The following is a 14,652-nucleotide window of genomic DNA, read 5'->3' as shown; positions in this document are numbered from 1 at the left end:
GCCCCGGCCGCGGCTCAGTCGGTACAGCCGGTGTCCGTCTGCGGGCGGCGGCCCGTCGTCAGGAAGGCCGTGACGGTGCGGTCGCCGCAGACGGGGCCGTTGGTCAAGTAGGCGCCGTGGCCCCCGTGTTCGAGCGTGAGCAGCCGGGCCCGCTCGCCCAGAGACCGGCGCATCTTCAGCGCGCCGAAGTACGGGTTGTAGGGGTCCCGGCGGTTCTGGACCATCAGGATGTTGGACGGGCCGTCGGCGGTGATCCGGGTGGGCGGCTCCGCCGGTGCCTGCCAGAAGCCACAGGGCGTGATGTTGGCCGGCAACCCGGCCGTCAGTGGGTGCCGGGCGCGGTCGGCGGCCACCGCGCGCCGGTGGGCCGGGACCGACGCCGGCCAGCGCACATCGTTGCAGACGGTGGCCGTCGTGACCGCCGCGTCCTCGTCCGGCAGCGGCCCCGCGACGACGTCCGGCAGCACCGGCGCGGCGGCCGGGTCCTGGGCCTGCTGGATGAGCCGGGCGGCCTCCGCGAACAGCGCGTCGCTTTGCAGGGCGCTCTGAAGTGCCTGCCGCAGCCGGTTGCCGGTCAACGGGACGCCCGGTGTGGTGGACTCCTTCGGCTCACGGTCCAGCTTCGCGGCCAGTGCGAGGAACAGCGGCCGCACGTCCGCGGGCCGCCGCGCCAGCCGCAGCCCCTCGCTCTCCCGTGCCGGATCGGCCGCCCAGGCCGCGAAGTCGGGGAAGCGGTCGTCGGTGCCCGCCGCCGTGTTCGCCAGCCATCCGCGCCCCACCCGGGACGGGTCGGGGTCGCCGCTGCTGTCCAGTACCCAGCGGTCGGTGTGCCGTGGGAACTTCTGCGCGTACACCGCTCCGACGTACGTCCCGTAGGAGTACGCCCAGGCCGACAGCTTCTCCTCGCCCAGGGCCCGGCGGAGGCGGTCGATGTCGCGCGCCTCGTTCACGGTGCTGAAGCTGCGCAGCACGGCACCACCATGACGGCGGCACGCCTCGGCGACCCGCCGGGCGCGGGCGACATTCGCATCGATCTCCCCGTCCGGCCCCGGCCAGGACCGCAGCGTCACCAAGTGCCGGTCGGCCGGGTCGAGTTCACAGCTCGCCCGGGTGCTCCCCCCCACCCCCCGCGGGTCAAAGCTGACCAGGTCGTACGCCCCCGCCATCGCCTTCCGCAGCGCCGGCCCCTTCGCCGCCAGCCGTTGCACCCCGGACCCGCCCGGCCCGCCGGGGATCACCAGCAGCGTCCCCCGGCGCGCCGCGGGCCGCTCGCTGCGCACCCGGGTCACGGCGAGGCCGATCTGCGGGCCGTCCGGGTCGCGGTAGTCGAGCGGTACGGGCAGCCGGGCGCACTCCTGCCCGCTGAGGCCGCCGGGCTCGGCACAGGGCCGCCAGGTGAGGGCGGGCCGGTTGGTGCCGGGCCCGTTGGTGCCGGGGGCGTTGGCGCGGGCCACCGGGGCGGCCGCGGTCACGGTAGCGGCGACGGTGGCGGCGGAGAGCGCGAGGAGGAGGGTTCGATGAGCGTAAGTCGTCATGGGACAAGGGTGGTTGAGCGGTATCCCGCTGCCCAACCGGCAGCCCTGATACCGGGGGTGGGGTTAGCCCGAGGATGCCGCGCCGTGCCTGTCCGCCATGGGGCGCTCCGGCCGGTCCCTCCGCCCTACTCGCCTATGGCGATCAGCGCCAGCGTGATGTTGTCGGGGCCGCCCGCCTCGATGGCGGACTTCCACAGCTCGAAGGCGGCCCGGCCACCGCTGTGAAGTTGCAGCACGTCATTGAGGTCGTCCTCCGGGACGGGATCGGTCAGCCCGTCGGTGCACACCAGGTAGCGGTCGCCCGCGGACAGCGGCGCCTCCCGGACATGCGGGGTGATGGCGCTGAAGTCCATGGTGCCGCCGAGGGCCTGGGTGACGAGCGAGGTGGAGCGCCGCCCCGGTGACAGCGGCGGGCTGTCGTCCACGCTCACCTGGCGCAGCCCGTCCGCCGTCGCGTCGAGCACCCGGCTGTCGCCGACGTTGAACACCAGCAGCGACTCCGCCAGGACGACGGCACCGGCGACCGTGGTGCCCATGGTGTTCAGCTCCGGGTCCCGGCCGGCCGCGTACACCGCGTCATTGCAGAGGTCCAGGGCGTCCCGGACCGCTTCCTCGGTGTCCAGTGACGGGCCCAGCGCCGCCAGTTGGCGCACGGCCAGGGAGCTGGCCACTTCACCGGCCGGCTGCCCGCCGATGCCGTCGGCGACCGCGACGACCAGCGGGTTACCGAGCGGGAAGACCAGGGTCTGCGGGTTCTCGGTCATGGTGCCGCAGAGCGTCCAGGGGCCGGCCACCAGGCTGTCCTCGTTGTGCTCGCGGAGCAGCCCGGGGTGGCTCAGCGCGGTCACGGTGACGTACTCCATACCCCTGTCCCGTTCCGGGCCTCCGCTCCGGCAGGCCCCGTATCCCCCGGGGGCGTTCCGTACCACCATTGTGGGCGCCGACGGGCGGCGGCGCGCGCCCGCCGCGACGCCCCGGGAAGGCCGGTCAGGCGCTCTCTTTACCGCCCAGGGTCTCGCGCTGCATCAGACGGGAGATGTCCTTCCCGGTGACGATCCCGACTAGATGCCCCGCGTCCACGACGAGGATGCGGGCGCCGGTCCGCAGACTGAGCTTGTCCAGCGCCTCGGTCAGCAGATCGTCCGGCGCGGCGACCGCGCACTGGGACAGCGGGGTCGCGACCTCACGCACCCGCAGCGTCTCCCGGCCGGCGGCCGGTACCGTCGCCAGCCGGCGCAGCTGCACGATGCCGCTGGGGCGGCCCTCGAAGTCGAGCAGCGGCAGCGCGGAGTACCGGGAGTGCACGGCCACCTCGTCGATGAAGCGCTGAACGGTCAGCCAGTCGGCGCCGGTGGCCACCGGACCGGACATCGCCTCGCCGACCCGGAGCCCCCGCAGCGCCCGGTGCAGGGCCGCGCGGCGCCGCTCCGCACCGGCGACGATCATGATGAAGAGCCCGATGAAGATGATCCACAGCCCGCCCGTAGCCCCGCGCAGCACGGAGATCCAGCCGGCGGCCACAAACAGCAGCCCCATGATCTGGCCGCCCCGGGAGGCCGCCAGGTCCGCACGCTCCCGGTCCCCCGTGCGCCACCACAGCACCGCCTGCACCACCCGGCCGCCGTCCAGCGGCACGGCGGGCAGCAGATTGAACACGCCCAGGAACAGATTCGCCCAGCCCAGCCAGGCCAGGACGACGGAGGGCACCGCCCAGCCGGACACCCCGTGCAGCCCGATCCCCGCCCCCAGCGCGACACCACCGATGACCAGGCTGATCAGCGGCCCGCTGACCGCCACCGCGAAGGCCGCCGCCGCATTGGGCGGCCGCCCCATCCGGGTCGTCCCGCCCAGCGCCCACAGCGTCACGTCCTGCACCGAGATCTTCTTCCGCAGCGCGGTCGCGGCGTGCGCCGTCTCGTGCAGCAGCAGGCTGCCCATGAGCAGCGCGGCCCCCACGACCCCGCCGACGGCGTACACGGCGTCCGAGCGGCCCGGCGTCCAGACGGGCAGGCCCTGCCGGCCGAGTCCGTACGCGAACAGGCCCACCAGCAGCGGCACGCTCCAGTGCATACGCAGCGGTACCCCGACCACCTGTCCCACCCGGACCGAGCCGTTCATGGTCGTCTCCTGCCGGCCCGGCGCCCGGTTTCCCGGGCAGGTCTCGCCGACCCGCGCTCCGTGAACCGGCCGCCCGGCACTCACCCCAATTGTCGCTCGCGAAACCCGGGCGGAGGCCCCTTACGCTGGAAGAACGGACCGGCTCTCGGTGGGTACCGACGGCGCGGCCGGTCGTGACCGACGAACTGCCGGAGGTCGTCATGGCGCACAGACACCACTTCCATCTGGATCAGGGTGACCACTCGATCACCGTGAACGTCGGACCCGGCCGGTCCGGCGAGATCGAGCTCCTGGTCGACGGCAAGGTCGTCGCGTACCAGAAGGAACACCGCGCCGGAATGAACGTGCTGACCGGCGAACTCCCCGAAGAGCCCGCCCACCCCTTCCGGGTCCTGCTGCGCCAGCCGCATCTCGTCCCCTCCGTGCCCCGGTGCACGCTGGAGCTGGACGGTGTGGAGCAGCCGATGCCGGAGCGGCTGGTGCTCTGAGCCCCGGCGTGCCGGCCGCCGGAGGACCGGCAGGCCGCGGCCCCGCCACCGAAGATCTTCGCCTGCCCGCGCCCGGCCGGGCGGCTGCCCGCCCCCGGCCGGACCGTCCCCCGAAGCCCCGCGAGGTGTTGGGCCACCCGGCTGATTGTGGCCGCCGGGGGTTTCGCTCCCGCGGGTTGAACGCCGGTGCGGACCGACCGCGGCAGCACGATACGTCTGGCATCCGCAGGACGAAGAGGCGAGGAGCGACGTGAGAAGAATTGCGCAGGCAGGCACGGTGGCCGGGGCGTGCGGGCTGGTGCTGCTCGGCAGCGGGGTGGCCCGGGCCCAGGTGATTCCCAGCGACTCCCTGCTCGCAGCCGTCGTGGGCGCCGACGTCGGCACCGTGGCCGGCATGGTCTCCGGGGTGGTCTGCAACAACCGGCTCGCCGACTTCAACTACAAGTCACCGGTGTTCCGTTCGCCGCATCCCTGCATCAACGGGCCGGTGCACAGCGGGAACAGCCTCAACAGCGGCAACTTCCTCAACCACGGCAACCCGAACGCCAGCGGCAACATCGCCAACACCAATGGGTCGACCAACAGCGGCAACGCCGTCACCGGCTCCTCGTCGAAGAGCGGCAACAGCGTGCAGCGCATCCTGGGAGGCTTCCTCCACTGATACGGACGGCCCCCTGATACGGCTACGGCTCACGGCCCTCTTCGACAGCCGTTCCCGAGCGCCCGGCGGATTCCGCCGGGCGCTCGCCGTATGTGCCGCGGCCGTGCGGCGCCCCCGTACGGACACGGCTCCGGCCCCGGACGCACCGGGGCCGGAGGGTCACCTCAGCGTCGGGTCACAGCCGCTGCTTGCCGCCGCGGCCGACGTGCTGAAAGTTGTTGCTGGTCTTGTTCTCGGCTCCGGTCGTGCCGCCGGCATCGTCGTTGGTGTTGCCGTTGACGTTGGTCGGGCTACCGCTGTTGCTGACGTTGCCGGACAGCCGCACGTTCTGCGAGTTCCGGACGTTTCCGCTGTTCAGCGGCCCGTTGATGCAGATTCTGGCGCGGTTGCGGCAGCTGAATCCGGCATGGAAGTTGGCGAAGGTGTCGCTGTTCCACACGCCGTCCCCGTCGAACGGCCCGTCCCAGGCCTGGGCGGGTGACGCCCCGCCGACGGCCAGGAGCAGACCGCAGGCTCCTGCGACCACAACATTGATGCGTGCCATGTTCTTCACTGTGTGCTCCTGCACCTCGCGGTTGGTACCCCGCGGACTTGCTACCGGCCATGCCCCCGTCCACCAAGCCTGAGCAACGGCCCGTCCCGCGCATTCACCCGCACCGATCAGCGGATTCACCGTGACGGCCCTCCGGAGCACCCGGCAGCGGGGGCTCGCGCCGCCCTCAGGACCGCAGCCGCAGCCGCTGCCCCGGGTAAATGTGGTCCGGCCCCTGGTCGAGCTTGTCCTTGTTCAGGTCGTACAGGGCCTTGGTGCCGCCCGGGGTGTGGGTGCGTGCGGCGATGACGGAGAGACAGTCGCCGGGCTGCACCACATAGCTGCGGGCGGTGGTGTGGCCGGGGGAGGTGAGGCTGCGGGTGCGGGGGGCCGCTTGCGGGGCCGGGTCGGCCGGCGGGGTCTGCTCCGCGGCACGGGTGGTGCTCTCATCGCTGTCGGTGGTCCGGGCGCAGTTGGGCCAGGCGGACAGCCCGCGGTCCCGGACGATGCGCTCGCCGATGGCGATCTGCTCGTCGCGGGTGGCGAGGTCGGCGCGCGGCGCGTAACGACGGCCCCCGTAGGCGCGCCAGGTGGCGGGGTCGATCTGGAGCCCGCCGTGGTAGCCGTTACCGGTGTTGATGTGCCAGCGGCCGTTGCTCTCACAGGCGGCGATGCGCTCCCAGTCCGGCGCCGGGCCGGCCGGTGAGCCGACCGTCGCGGCGCTCGGGCCGGCCGCCCCCAGGACACTCAGCACGACCAGCAGCACGGACAGCAGCGCTTCGACGGACCGTTTGGCGAGGGGCGACGGCATGACATCCTCCGCAGTGCTCCGGCAACGCCGTGACGCGGTACTCGCCACGACCGGTGGGCACGCACCAAGTAACCCGGCAATATGGTTTTTGCCGTGCCGCGGCGCCGCGACATGCGGAGGTTTCACCCGGGTGGGCGCCGGATGCCTGCGGAATCCGGCAATTACCCGGCCGAATAGCAGAAGGCCGGGGTGAGCGCGAGGGATTCCGGGACGGCCACGGCGCATTCGTACGCCGCGGAAAAGGCGAAGTTCCGTACCGATAGCAGGACTTCACCGCCGTGGAAACCGGGGACCCGGACCGTTCCGTGGTCGCCCGGGAAGCCCGCCTCGATGCGTTCCGGCGCGAGGGACAGCCCACGGCCGACCGCTTGGAGGGCGGCGTCCTTACGGACCCAGAAACGGGTGACGAGACGGTCGCGCCCGGCGGCCGGGCGGCCGGCCACGAGGCCCGTCTCATGGGCGGTCAGCACCTCGTACGGGGTGTACGGGGGCGAGGTCTCGGGGCGGACGGATTCCACCGAGAACCCCATCCGGCGGGCGTCGTCCCCGCAGGCCACGACCAGCAGACCGCGGGTTCCGTACAGCTCCCAGTGGCCGGCGGCGGCCATCGCGGCGCTCACCTGCCCGGGGAGCCGGTCCCGCAGCCCGCGGCCGGCCGCGCCGTCGAGGGTGGCCCGGGAATGGCCGTTGAGGCCCGCACAGTCGTCGGGGGAGAGCCCCGTGCCCGAGCCGTGGGGAGCGGCGGGCCCTACGGGGACGACGAAGACCGGGACGGGGGTGGCGGGGTCCGGGTGAACGGGTGCGGGAGCGAGCGGGGCCGTGCGGGCCCGGCCGGGGTGCGGCCGGGGGGCGACCACGCCCTGGTCAGGGGATTGGGGACAGAGTTCGAGAAGAGCGGCGTTCGTTTCCACGTGCTTTCCGTCCTCCGCAGTTGAGCGGTGCCGAGGCCATACCGGGTCAGTGACTTCCCGCCATATCGATGGCCCCTCCCCCCTCTTCCGCCTCCATCGACCGGACGGGACAGCCCCAGGTTTCCAGCCCCCCGGAGCGTTCGGGTCATCCCTCCTGGTGATGTCGGGCTACATACTTCGATGTACGGGGGACCGGCCCGAATTCCGGCGCCAGGGCCAGGAGACGGGTCCTGCGCCGTCGTACTGTCCTGGTGTGTGGTTACGTCCCTTCACCAATACGCACGCGCGCGGCCGCCCCCTGCCGCTCCGTGACCTGCGCCTGGCAGTGGGCTTCTTCGCCGGCTGCCTGATCCTGTACGTCCTGGGCGGGCCACGGGTCATGGGAGGCGATCTCCCCGTCTGGCAGGCCGTGCTGCCGGTGCTCGTGCTGTGCACCGCGACGGCTTTCCGCAGCACCGTGCCGCTGGTCGCGGTCGCCGTCGGCACGCTCACCGTCGGCGTGCAGATGGCCGCCGGCGGTGGCCTGGGCCCCCTGCTCGTCTATACGGACCTGCTCTATGCGGCCGCCCTGTACGGAGCCCCGTTGCTGTGCCGGGTCCTTCAGTTCGGGACCATCGCGGCCACTCTGGCGGCCACCGTCGCCCTGGTCGTCATAGGCGACCGCTCCGAGGGCGTGACGACGGGTGTCCTCATCGCCCTGGTGCTCATCTCTCCCGTATGGACCGCTGTGCTGATCCGGAACCACAAGGAGCGGGCGGATGCCGAGCGGCAGCGGGCCGCCCAGATCGACCGGCTGGCGGAGCTGGACCGCAAGACCGTGCTCCAGACCGAACGCACCCGGATGGCCCGTGAGCTGCACGATCTGGTGGCCAACCACCTCAGCGCCATCGCCATCCACTCCAGCGCCGTGCTCTCCCTGACCGAGGCACAGCGGGAGAAGGACGGTACGGCGAAGGAGGATCCGGTGCTCCAGGCGCTCTCGGTGATCCGGGAGAACAGTGTGCAGGGGCTGGCCGAAATGCGGCGCATGGTGGTGCTGCTGCGGTCCGACCGCGGGGTGGCCGACGACTGGGACCGGCCGCAGCTGAACGCGCTGGGGGCGCTGGTCGAACAGGCCCGGCCGGCCGCGGACGCGGCAGCCCTGACCCTGCACACCGACCTCCCCGAGACCTTCCCCGAGGTGTCGTCGGTGATCGAGGTGACGGCCTACCGGATCGTGCAGGAGGCGCTGACCAATGTGCTCAAGCATGCCTCGGCGGGGCAGGTGCGGATCTGCTGCGAGACCGGCGGCGAGCAGCTGACCATCTCGGTCGACAGCCCGCTGGCCCGCCCCGACGGCCGGGCCCGGCAGCGCCCCGTGGAGCAGCTGACGACCGGTGCGGGCGCCGGGCTCGCCGGGATGTCCGAGCGGGCGGCCCTGGTCGGCGGCAGCTTCGACGCGGGTCCCGACCGCACCGCCCCGGGGCGCTGGCGGGTGCGGGCGGTGCTCCCGCTGACCCAGAACCCTTAAGGAGACGAGAAAGGTGGCGCAGCCAGTGAGGGAGTCAGCGGCGGACGAGCCGAGCGGCGGGCCGGCGACGGCACCGGCGGACGGTCCGGCGGGCCGGCCCCCGGGCATCCGGGTGCTGGTGGCCGACGACCAGGCGGCCGTACGGTCCGGGCTGGTCCTGCTGCTCCAGACCGACCCGGGCATCACCGTGGTCGGGGAGGCCGGCGACGGTGCGACGGCGGTCCGTCTGGCCGACGAACTGCGGCCCGATGTCGTGCTGATGGACATCCAGATGCCGCGGCTCAACGGCGTCGCCGCCACCCGCGGCATCGTGGAGCGCGGCCTCGCCGAGGTGCTGGTGCTGACCACCTTCGACCTCAACGAGTACATCTACGGGGCGCTGCGGGCCGGGGCCGGCGGCTTCCTCCTCAAGAACGCGGAACCGGCCGTACTGGTCGGCGCGGTACGGGCGGTGGCACACGGGGAGGGCTTCCTCACTCCGGCCATCGCCCGGCGGCTGATCAGCGAGTTCGCCGGCCGCCCGGCCCCGGACCCCACTCTTCCGGACGACGCGGCGCAGGCCCTCGACACCCTCACCAAACGGGAGTTGGAGGTGCTGGCCTGTATCGGGCGCGGGCTGACCAACAGCGCCATCGCGGAGACCCTCGATCTCGCGGAGGGCACCGTCAAGACCCACACCAGCCGCATCCTGTCGAAGCTGAAGCTGCGCAGCCGGGTGCAGGCGGCGATTGTGGCGCAGCAGCACGGGATAGCCGGGCGGGGGTAAAGGGGAGCGCTCTCAGGGGAGCGGCCCCGACCGGCCCCTGATTTTCCCCCGGGCCTCCCCTATCCGTCCCCTAGCCGCCCCTGACCGGAGCGGGAGTACATAGAAAGTGACAGACGGCGGGCGGAAAGTGTCTACCTGCGGATGATCCAAATGTTCCGGCGGGACGGGATCCTGGTCCGTACAAGGAGTCCGATGCGGAGTTCGACCCGGAACCCGGCCACGGAGTCCGACACCATCACACGGAACGAGGAAAGCCCATGAAGGGTATTGCCATAGGCATTGTCGTGGCGATCGTAGGCCTGGCCCTCTGGCTGAGCACAGAGGAAGTGGAGAACGCGGTCATCTCGCTCCACAAGGCCGGGCTGATTCTGGCGATCATCGGCGCCGCGGAGGCCCTGTTCGCCTTACTGGGACTCGGAAAGAAGACAAAGAAATAGCACGCATTACGCGAGACAACGGAATATGCGCCGCTGCGGCTTCTTTGTCCCTGCGGCCGTCATTCCCGCATTTCGATGAGCTCCGTCAGGCGTTCCCGGGCCTGCTCGGCGTGCCGGTATGCCTGGGCCCGCCGGAAGAGCTCCGCGGAAGAGCGGAAGTATCCGGCGGCCCTTTTCCGGTCGCCGGCCCGTGCGCACGCCGCTGCGATCTCCCCGAGCGCGGCGGCCTTCTCATGGCTGCGGCCGGTGTCGGGGAGCGCGGCCAGCTCCTCGCCGAGGGCGAAGAGCCGGGCGGGGTCACCGGCCGCCTCCGCCCCGGCCGCCTCCGCCGTCGTCAGCCACAGCGGAAAGCCCGGCTCCTGGGCCACCGAGGCGACCACCAGACCGCGTTCGACGAGGCTGCGGGCCGCCGCCGTCTCGCCGCGGCGCAGCAACAGCAGCGCGTAATGGCCGTTGATCTTCTCCCACAGCGGGAATCCGGCGGCGGGGGTGACCCGGCGCGCACACTCGCCCAGCAGCGCGGCGGCGCGCTCCGGCTCGCCCCGGTCGCGCAGGTCGAGCGCCCGGTGCAGATCGACCGAGGCCCGCGGCCCGGGCAGCACCCCGTCCGCCGAGGGCCGGCCGTGGTCGGTGGCGGGCGCCCAGTCCGGACAGCCGCTCCAATAGGCGCAGCGGGTGAGCACATCGAGGGCGAGCAGCGAGTGAAACCCGGTGCCGGGGCGCCGGGCGGTGCATTCGAGGTGGCCGGTCAGCGCATAGCGCAGGCCGTCCTGGACCCGGCCGGCCGACTCCAGCAGATCGGCGAGCGCGATCAGCGTGCGCAGCCGGGGCTCGGCGTACGGCTCGGGGGCGAGCTCCGTCAGCATCCGCTCCAGGACCTCGGCGCCCTCGTCGGGGCGGCCGAGCGTGCCGAGGATTTCCGCGATGGCGAGCTGGGCCTCGATGAAGACATCGTCCTGCCGATGGGCCGGCTCCGTGTCGGCGAGTGCCCGGAATTCCGACAGGGCCCCTTCGACATCGCCGCCGTCCCATTGCCGGCGGGCCGCCACCAATCGTCCGACGAGGTCGAGCCGACGGACACCGGTGTTTTCGGCCGGTACGGGGTCTCCGGATATTTCCGCCACTCCGACCCCGAGGCGTTCGGCCAGGATCTTGAGTGCCCGGCCACTGGGAATACGCTTCCCGTGTTCGACCAGCGAGATATAACTGGATGACATTTCGGACCCGGCCAGGTCGTGCTGTGTCATTCCCGCACTGACCCGCAGTTCTTTGATTCGCCTCCCCGTGTCCGCCAGCTCAGGCATTCCACAAACCCTCCGGTTTTCGAACGGTGGATGACCCCGGGCGGCCGCATCAAATCTCGCCGAGTCACAATGAGTGCTCGGACTTTACCAAGCGGTCAAGAGGAAGTCGACCAATATGGGGATTCCTCCACCGCCCTTCGCCGGGCGTGCGGAGATCATTTAGCAGGGATGCGCGCAATGCGGACACGTCCGCAAGGGGCCGGCGCGCGGCAGCGAAAAGCCGGGTCAGCCGGTGCGCGTGCACCGCACGGTCGCCGGGGCCCGCGGGGGCGCTCATCGGCGTCGGACCGCCGCCCGGAGACACATCACGGGCCGGCGGAAGCACGCTGCGAGGGTGCGCAGCAGAGGTGCGCAATAGGGGTGCACAACGGAGGTGACTCCCGCTCGCTGCCGACGGAGGCCCGACACGCGTGCGTCGCATGCGTCGCGTGCGGAGCCCGGGCGGGAGCTGGGAGGAGGCCCGGGAACCGGCGCCCCGGTCGAGACGGGAGCGGTAGAACTCCGGGTGTGTGACAGGTGGTTCAGGTCTGTGGTCCTGCGGTCTCTCAGGTGGTCACTGCTGCTCTGGCTACGGCTGTCGCCGACCGGGTCGCCCGTTGCTGCGGGTCTTCGTCCGTCCCGGCGCCTTCGGGTCGTTCACCTCTGCGTAGGTTTCACGTGGAACATGTCGGCTTCCGCACTCTCGCCCGCCCCTGCATCCAGGTCTGCGTGTCTGCCTGCGAGCCTGCGTCTGCGTCTGCCTCGATCTCTGCGCGTGCGCCTCTACTGCTGTGCCCGTGCATGTCCCCGGGGCTGCCGCGTGGTGTGCGTACGCAGCCGTGTGGATCACGCCGGTGAGTGCGCCGTCCGACTCAGACGAAGCGGGCGGTGTGCGCACGGTTGCGGGCCGCCGGAATGACCGCGGAGCGCGCGTGCGCGTCGGCACGGTCGGTGTCCGGCGTGGTCCCGGCCGGGTCGGTGTGATCGGCGGCGGTCAGCGGCTCGGTGCCGGAGGCGAGGCGGCTGCGCATCCCCGGAGAGGTGCCATGCGCTTCGGCCCTGATGCGCTGCTTGATCGTCGGCGGCAGCTCCGGACGGGCGAACCCCCGCCTGGCTGGGGCGGCTTGGCCGTACAGCGGTACGGTGCGCGGACCGGGTACGGCATGGGTGTGCCGTTCCGGATGGGGCTCAGGTACAGCGGCCCGCTCAGCCTCCGAGGCATCACCGCCCGGGGTCTCGGCGCCCGCGTTCTCCTTGCCCAGGGTCCGCTCGTACAGTGCGGCGTCCCGGCGCGCGGCCGAAGCCGCCGCGGAGACTCCCAGTGATGCCAGCAGCTTGCCGAGCACGGCAAGGCATACCGCCCAGAACTTCATGACCTTGGTCGCAGCCATGGCCCCTCGCTTTCGGTCGGGATCTCCCCGAGAGATCCGTTGCGTCTCCTGCGTCGTGCTTCCTCTGTTGCTTCGCTTCAGTTGCGCCGCTACCGGTGCACCACTTGGATGGCGTCGCTTCTGTTGCGTTTTCTTATGATGAGTACGTAATGGGCGGATTCGCGCACCGACGCCCCCGGAGCGGCGTTCTTCTGATGAACACCACCCGTACGCAGTAGTCGAAGCCGTGGCCGTGGCCGGGGCCGAGGCCGTCAGGGGCCGGCCGCCGAGGGTCGTACGGCGCTACCGAGGGCCGTACGGCGCTCTCGCCCGCGGCCTCCTCACGCCCGCCCCTATCGCCCTGCATCGACTCGGACCCGCCCCGCATCTCCTGAGGCCGTCATGGCGGTTTCACGTGAAACGGCCGCCGATGGGGGCGAGTTGGCGGCTCCCGGAGCCGTTCCCCGCTCGCCGCGTCTCCGCCTCAGGCCGGTGTCGGCTCCCCCGTGCGGGCCATCTCCGCCATCATGCGGACGGCCTCGGGCTCAGGCGTGGTGGGCGGGATGATCAGCAGGTCCCAGCGGCCGTGGCCGGAGGAGACCAGGCAGATGGTGTCCGGGCCGGGGCGGCCGGTGGTTCTGCGGAGGCGGACGACGTGGCCGGCGACGAGGGTGTGGGAGGGGAGCGCGGACCAGCCGGCGCCGTTCACCGTGGCATGGGTGATCCGCGGCCAGTCGAAGGGCAACGCGGTCAGCAGCTCGGGGAGTTCGGCCAGCAGGTCCGTGGAGTGCGGCCACCAGAGCCCGTCCAGGCGCCGGGCCGTATCGGTGTGGGGCGCGATGGTCAGGCGGGCGACGGGCGGTGGCTCGTGGTGCTGGGTGTGGGCGGGGTGGGGAGGGTCCCCGGCGGTGGTCATGCGGTGCTCCTGAGGCGGCGGGCCGCCACCCGTTCAGGATCGGGCCAGCGCACGTCCCGGACCCAGCCGAGACGCTCGAAGAGCCGGATGACGGCGGCGGACACATCGACCTGGCCCCGGTCGACACCGTGCCGGGCGCAGGTCGGGTCGGCGTGGTGCAGGTTGTGCCAGCTCTCGCCGAACGACAGCAGGGCCAGCGGCCACAGATTGGTCGCCCGGTCATGGCGCCGGGTGCGGAAGGGCCGCTCGCCGATGAGGTGACAGAGCGAATTGACGCTCCAGGTGACGTGGTGCAGCAGCGCGATCCGGATGAACCCGGCCCACAGCAGGGCGGTCAGCGCGGTGACCCAGGAGCCGCCGAGCGCCCAGCCCAGCGCGAACGGCAGGCCGAGCGTGAGCAGACACAGCACGGGGAACGCCCGGTCCACCGCGCGGATGCCCCGGTCGGCGAGCAGATCGGGCGCGAAGCGGCGGTGCGAGGTGGGGTCGTCGCCGAAGAGCCAGCCGATGTGCGAGTGGACCAGTCCGCGCAGCTGACCGCGCAGGCTGGTGCCGTAGCGGTAGGGGGAGTGCGGATCGCCGGGGCGGTCGGTGTAGGCGTGGTGGCGGCGGTGGGTGGCGACCCAGTCGATGACATCGCCCTGGAAGCTGAGGGAGCCGGCGAGGGCGAGCGCGATACGCAGCGCGGGTGCGGCCGTGTAGCTGCCGTGGGTGAGGCCGCGGTGGAAGCCGATGGTGACGCCGAGACCACTGATGACGTAGAAGACGGCCAGCAGCACGAGGTCGGTGGGGCCGACGACGCTGCCCCAGAGGAGTGGGATCCCGACGGCCAGGCCGACGAACGGGGCGACGACGATGATGCCGGTCACGGTGACGTACATCCGCCGGCCGCTGCTCGGCGGGGACTCGGTGCCGTCGTCAGGGAACGGGGAGGTCCCGTCGTAGTCCTGGGCCGACGGGACGGAGCGGGCGGTGGACGTCACAGGTCGTTTCCCGCCTTGCCCGAGGGCGGCGGTGGGCCGGTCGCCGGCGCTTCGGAGCCGGCCGCGTCATGCGGCCGCTTGTGCATCCGCTGCCGTACGGACTGCTTCCAGTCCGCGTACCGATGGGTCTGCATCCGCCCGGCCCCCTGGGCATTGACCCGGGCGATGAACAGCGCTCCCAGCGCCACCAGCGCCAGCAGCACCACCACGGTCCACAGAGTCTGCATGGTGCTCACCTCACTCGGGCGGGCCGCAGCAGCGACGCGCCCGGTGTTGTGGTCCCCGAGTCCCTTGGTGTCTTCACGGTACCCCGCACCGGCCGGGCAAATCC

At 72.0% G+C, this 14,652-nt stretch carries 16 protein-coding genes; 5 read left to right on the top strand and 11 right to left on the bottom strand.

Annotated elements, in window-relative coordinates; translation table 11 throughout:
- Window positions 1-14: 14 nt before the first annotated feature.
- The 3 genes from AC3EUV_RS29160 to AC3EUV_RS29150 form a co-directional block, all read right to left on the bottom strand.
- Window positions 15-1,535: an alpha/beta hydrolase gene (locus AC3EUV_RS29160; RefSeq protein ID WP_435604230.1), complete on the bottom strand. Its 1,521-nt coding sequence runs from the start codon at window positions 1,533-1,535 to the stop codon at window positions 15-17.
- A gap of 125 nt (window positions 1,536-1,660) precedes the next feature.
- The gene (locus AC3EUV_RS29155) at window positions 1,661-2,398 is read right to left on the bottom strand and encodes a PP2C family protein-serine/threonine phosphatase (RefSeq protein ID WP_432141243.1); all 738 of its coding nucleotides are present in this window, start codon (window positions 2,396-2,398) and stop codon (window positions 1,661-1,663) included.
- Window positions 2,399-2,522: 124 nt separating this feature from the next.
- Window positions 2,523-3,653 (bottom strand): site-2 protease family protein, encoded by a 1,131-nt coding sequence (locus tag AC3EUV_RS29150; protein WP_432141244.1) that lies wholly within the window; start codon window positions 3,651-3,653, stop codon window positions 2,523-2,525.
- A gap of 200 nt (window positions 3,654-3,853) precedes the next feature.
- On the opposite strand from AC3EUV_RS29150, the gene AC3EUV_RS29145 reads away from it, so the two are divergent.
- Window positions 3,854-4,141 carry a hypothetical protein gene (locus AC3EUV_RS29145; protein ID WP_268832280.1) on the top strand — a complete coding sequence of 96 codons (288 nt, stop codon included), beginning with the start codon at window positions 3,854-3,856 and terminating at the stop codon, window positions 4,139-4,141.
- 250 nt (window positions 4,142-4,391) lie between these two features.
- A complete protein-coding gene (locus AC3EUV_RS29140; protein WP_432141245.1) occupies window positions 4,392-4,802 on the top strand; it encodes a hypothetical protein in 411 nt (136 codons plus the stop codon).
- A gap of 175 nt (window positions 4,803-4,977) precedes the next feature.
- Here the strand turns inward: AC3EUV_RS29140 and AC3EUV_RS29135 are convergent, their stop codons facing one another.
- The 3 genes from AC3EUV_RS29135 to AC3EUV_RS29125 all read right to left on the bottom strand — a co-directional run bounded on the left by AC3EUV_RS29135 (window position 4,978) and on the right by AC3EUV_RS29125 (window position 7,056).
- Window positions 4,978-5,355, bottom strand: coding sequence for a hypothetical protein (locus AC3EUV_RS29135; RefSeq protein ID WP_432141413.1), 378 nt, complete (start codon window positions 5,353-5,355; stop codon window positions 4,978-4,980).
- A 166-nt stretch (window positions 5,356-5,521) separates the two neighbouring features.
- On the bottom strand, window positions 5,522-6,145 hold the full coding sequence (locus AC3EUV_RS29130) for a LysM peptidoglycan-binding domain-containing protein (RefSeq protein ID WP_435604229.1): 624 nt from the start codon (window positions 6,143-6,145) through the stop codon (window positions 5,522-5,524).
- Between the two features lie 161 nt (window positions 6,146-6,306).
- A complete protein-coding gene (locus tag AC3EUV_RS29125) occupies window positions 6,307-7,056 on the bottom strand; it encodes a 4'-phosphopantetheinyl transferase family protein (protein WP_432141247.1) in 750 nt (249 codons plus the stop codon).
- 253 nt (window positions 7,057-7,309) lie between these two features.
- Between AC3EUV_RS29125 and AC3EUV_RS29120 the strand changes: the two genes are divergently transcribed.
- From AC3EUV_RS29120 to AC3EUV_RS29110, 3 genes are all read left to right on the top strand, one after another.
- Complete coding sequence (locus AC3EUV_RS29120; RefSeq protein ID WP_432141248.1) at window positions 7,310-8,566, top strand: sensor histidine kinase; 1,257 nt, start codon at window positions 7,310-7,312, stop codon at window positions 8,564-8,566.
- Window positions 8,567-8,672: 106 nt separating this feature from the next.
- Window positions 8,673-9,332: a response regulator gene (locus tag AC3EUV_RS29115; RefSeq protein WP_432141414.1), complete on the top strand. Its 660-nt coding sequence runs from the start codon at window positions 8,673-8,675 to the stop codon at window positions 9,330-9,332.
- 257 nt (window positions 9,333-9,589) lie between these two features.
- Entirely contained in the window at window positions 9,590-9,769 is a 180-nt protein-coding gene (locus AC3EUV_RS29110; protein ID WP_432141249.1) for a DUF5708 family protein, read from the top strand.
- Between the two features lie 59 nt (window positions 9,770-9,828).
- Here the strand turns inward: AC3EUV_RS29110 and AC3EUV_RS29105 are convergent, their stop codons facing one another.
- The 5 genes from AC3EUV_RS29105 to AC3EUV_RS29085 all read right to left on the bottom strand — a co-directional run bounded on the left by AC3EUV_RS29105 (window position 9,829) and on the right by AC3EUV_RS29085 (window position 14,548).
- Window positions 9,829-11,073: a helix-turn-helix domain-containing protein gene (locus AC3EUV_RS29105; RefSeq protein WP_435604228.1), complete on the bottom strand. Its 1,245-nt coding sequence runs from the start codon at window positions 11,071-11,073 to the stop codon at window positions 9,829-9,831.
- Window positions 11,074-11,924: 851 nt separating this feature from the next.
- Window positions 11,925-12,443 (bottom strand): DUF6344 domain-containing protein, encoded by a 519-nt coding sequence (locus tag AC3EUV_RS29100; RefSeq protein WP_432141251.1) that lies wholly within the window; start codon window positions 12,441-12,443, stop codon window positions 11,925-11,927.
- A gap of 463 nt (window positions 12,444-12,906) precedes the next feature.
- The gene (locus AC3EUV_RS29095; protein ID WP_432141252.1) at window positions 12,907-13,338 is read right to left on the bottom strand and encodes a DUF5994 family protein; all 432 of its coding nucleotides are present in this window, start codon (window positions 13,336-13,338) and stop codon (window positions 12,907-12,909) included.
- Window positions 13,335-14,321, bottom strand: coding sequence for an acyl-CoA desaturase (locus tag AC3EUV_RS29090; protein WP_432141253.1), 987 nt, complete (start codon window positions 14,319-14,321; stop codon window positions 13,335-13,337). Before AC3EUV_RS29090 ends, AC3EUV_RS29095 begins: the two co-directional genes overlap by 4 nt.
- A complete protein-coding gene (locus AC3EUV_RS29085) occupies window positions 14,318-14,548 on the bottom strand; it encodes a hypothetical protein (protein WP_432141254.1) in 231 nt (76 codons plus the stop codon). The genes AC3EUV_RS29090 and AC3EUV_RS29085 overlap by 4 nt, the downstream gene beginning before the upstream one ends.
- Window positions 14,549-14,652 lie beyond the last annotated feature (104 nt).

This window comes from Streptomyces sp. bgisy130, assembly GCF_057708345.1.
This window is presented reverse-complemented; position numbering and strand designations above follow the sequence as displayed.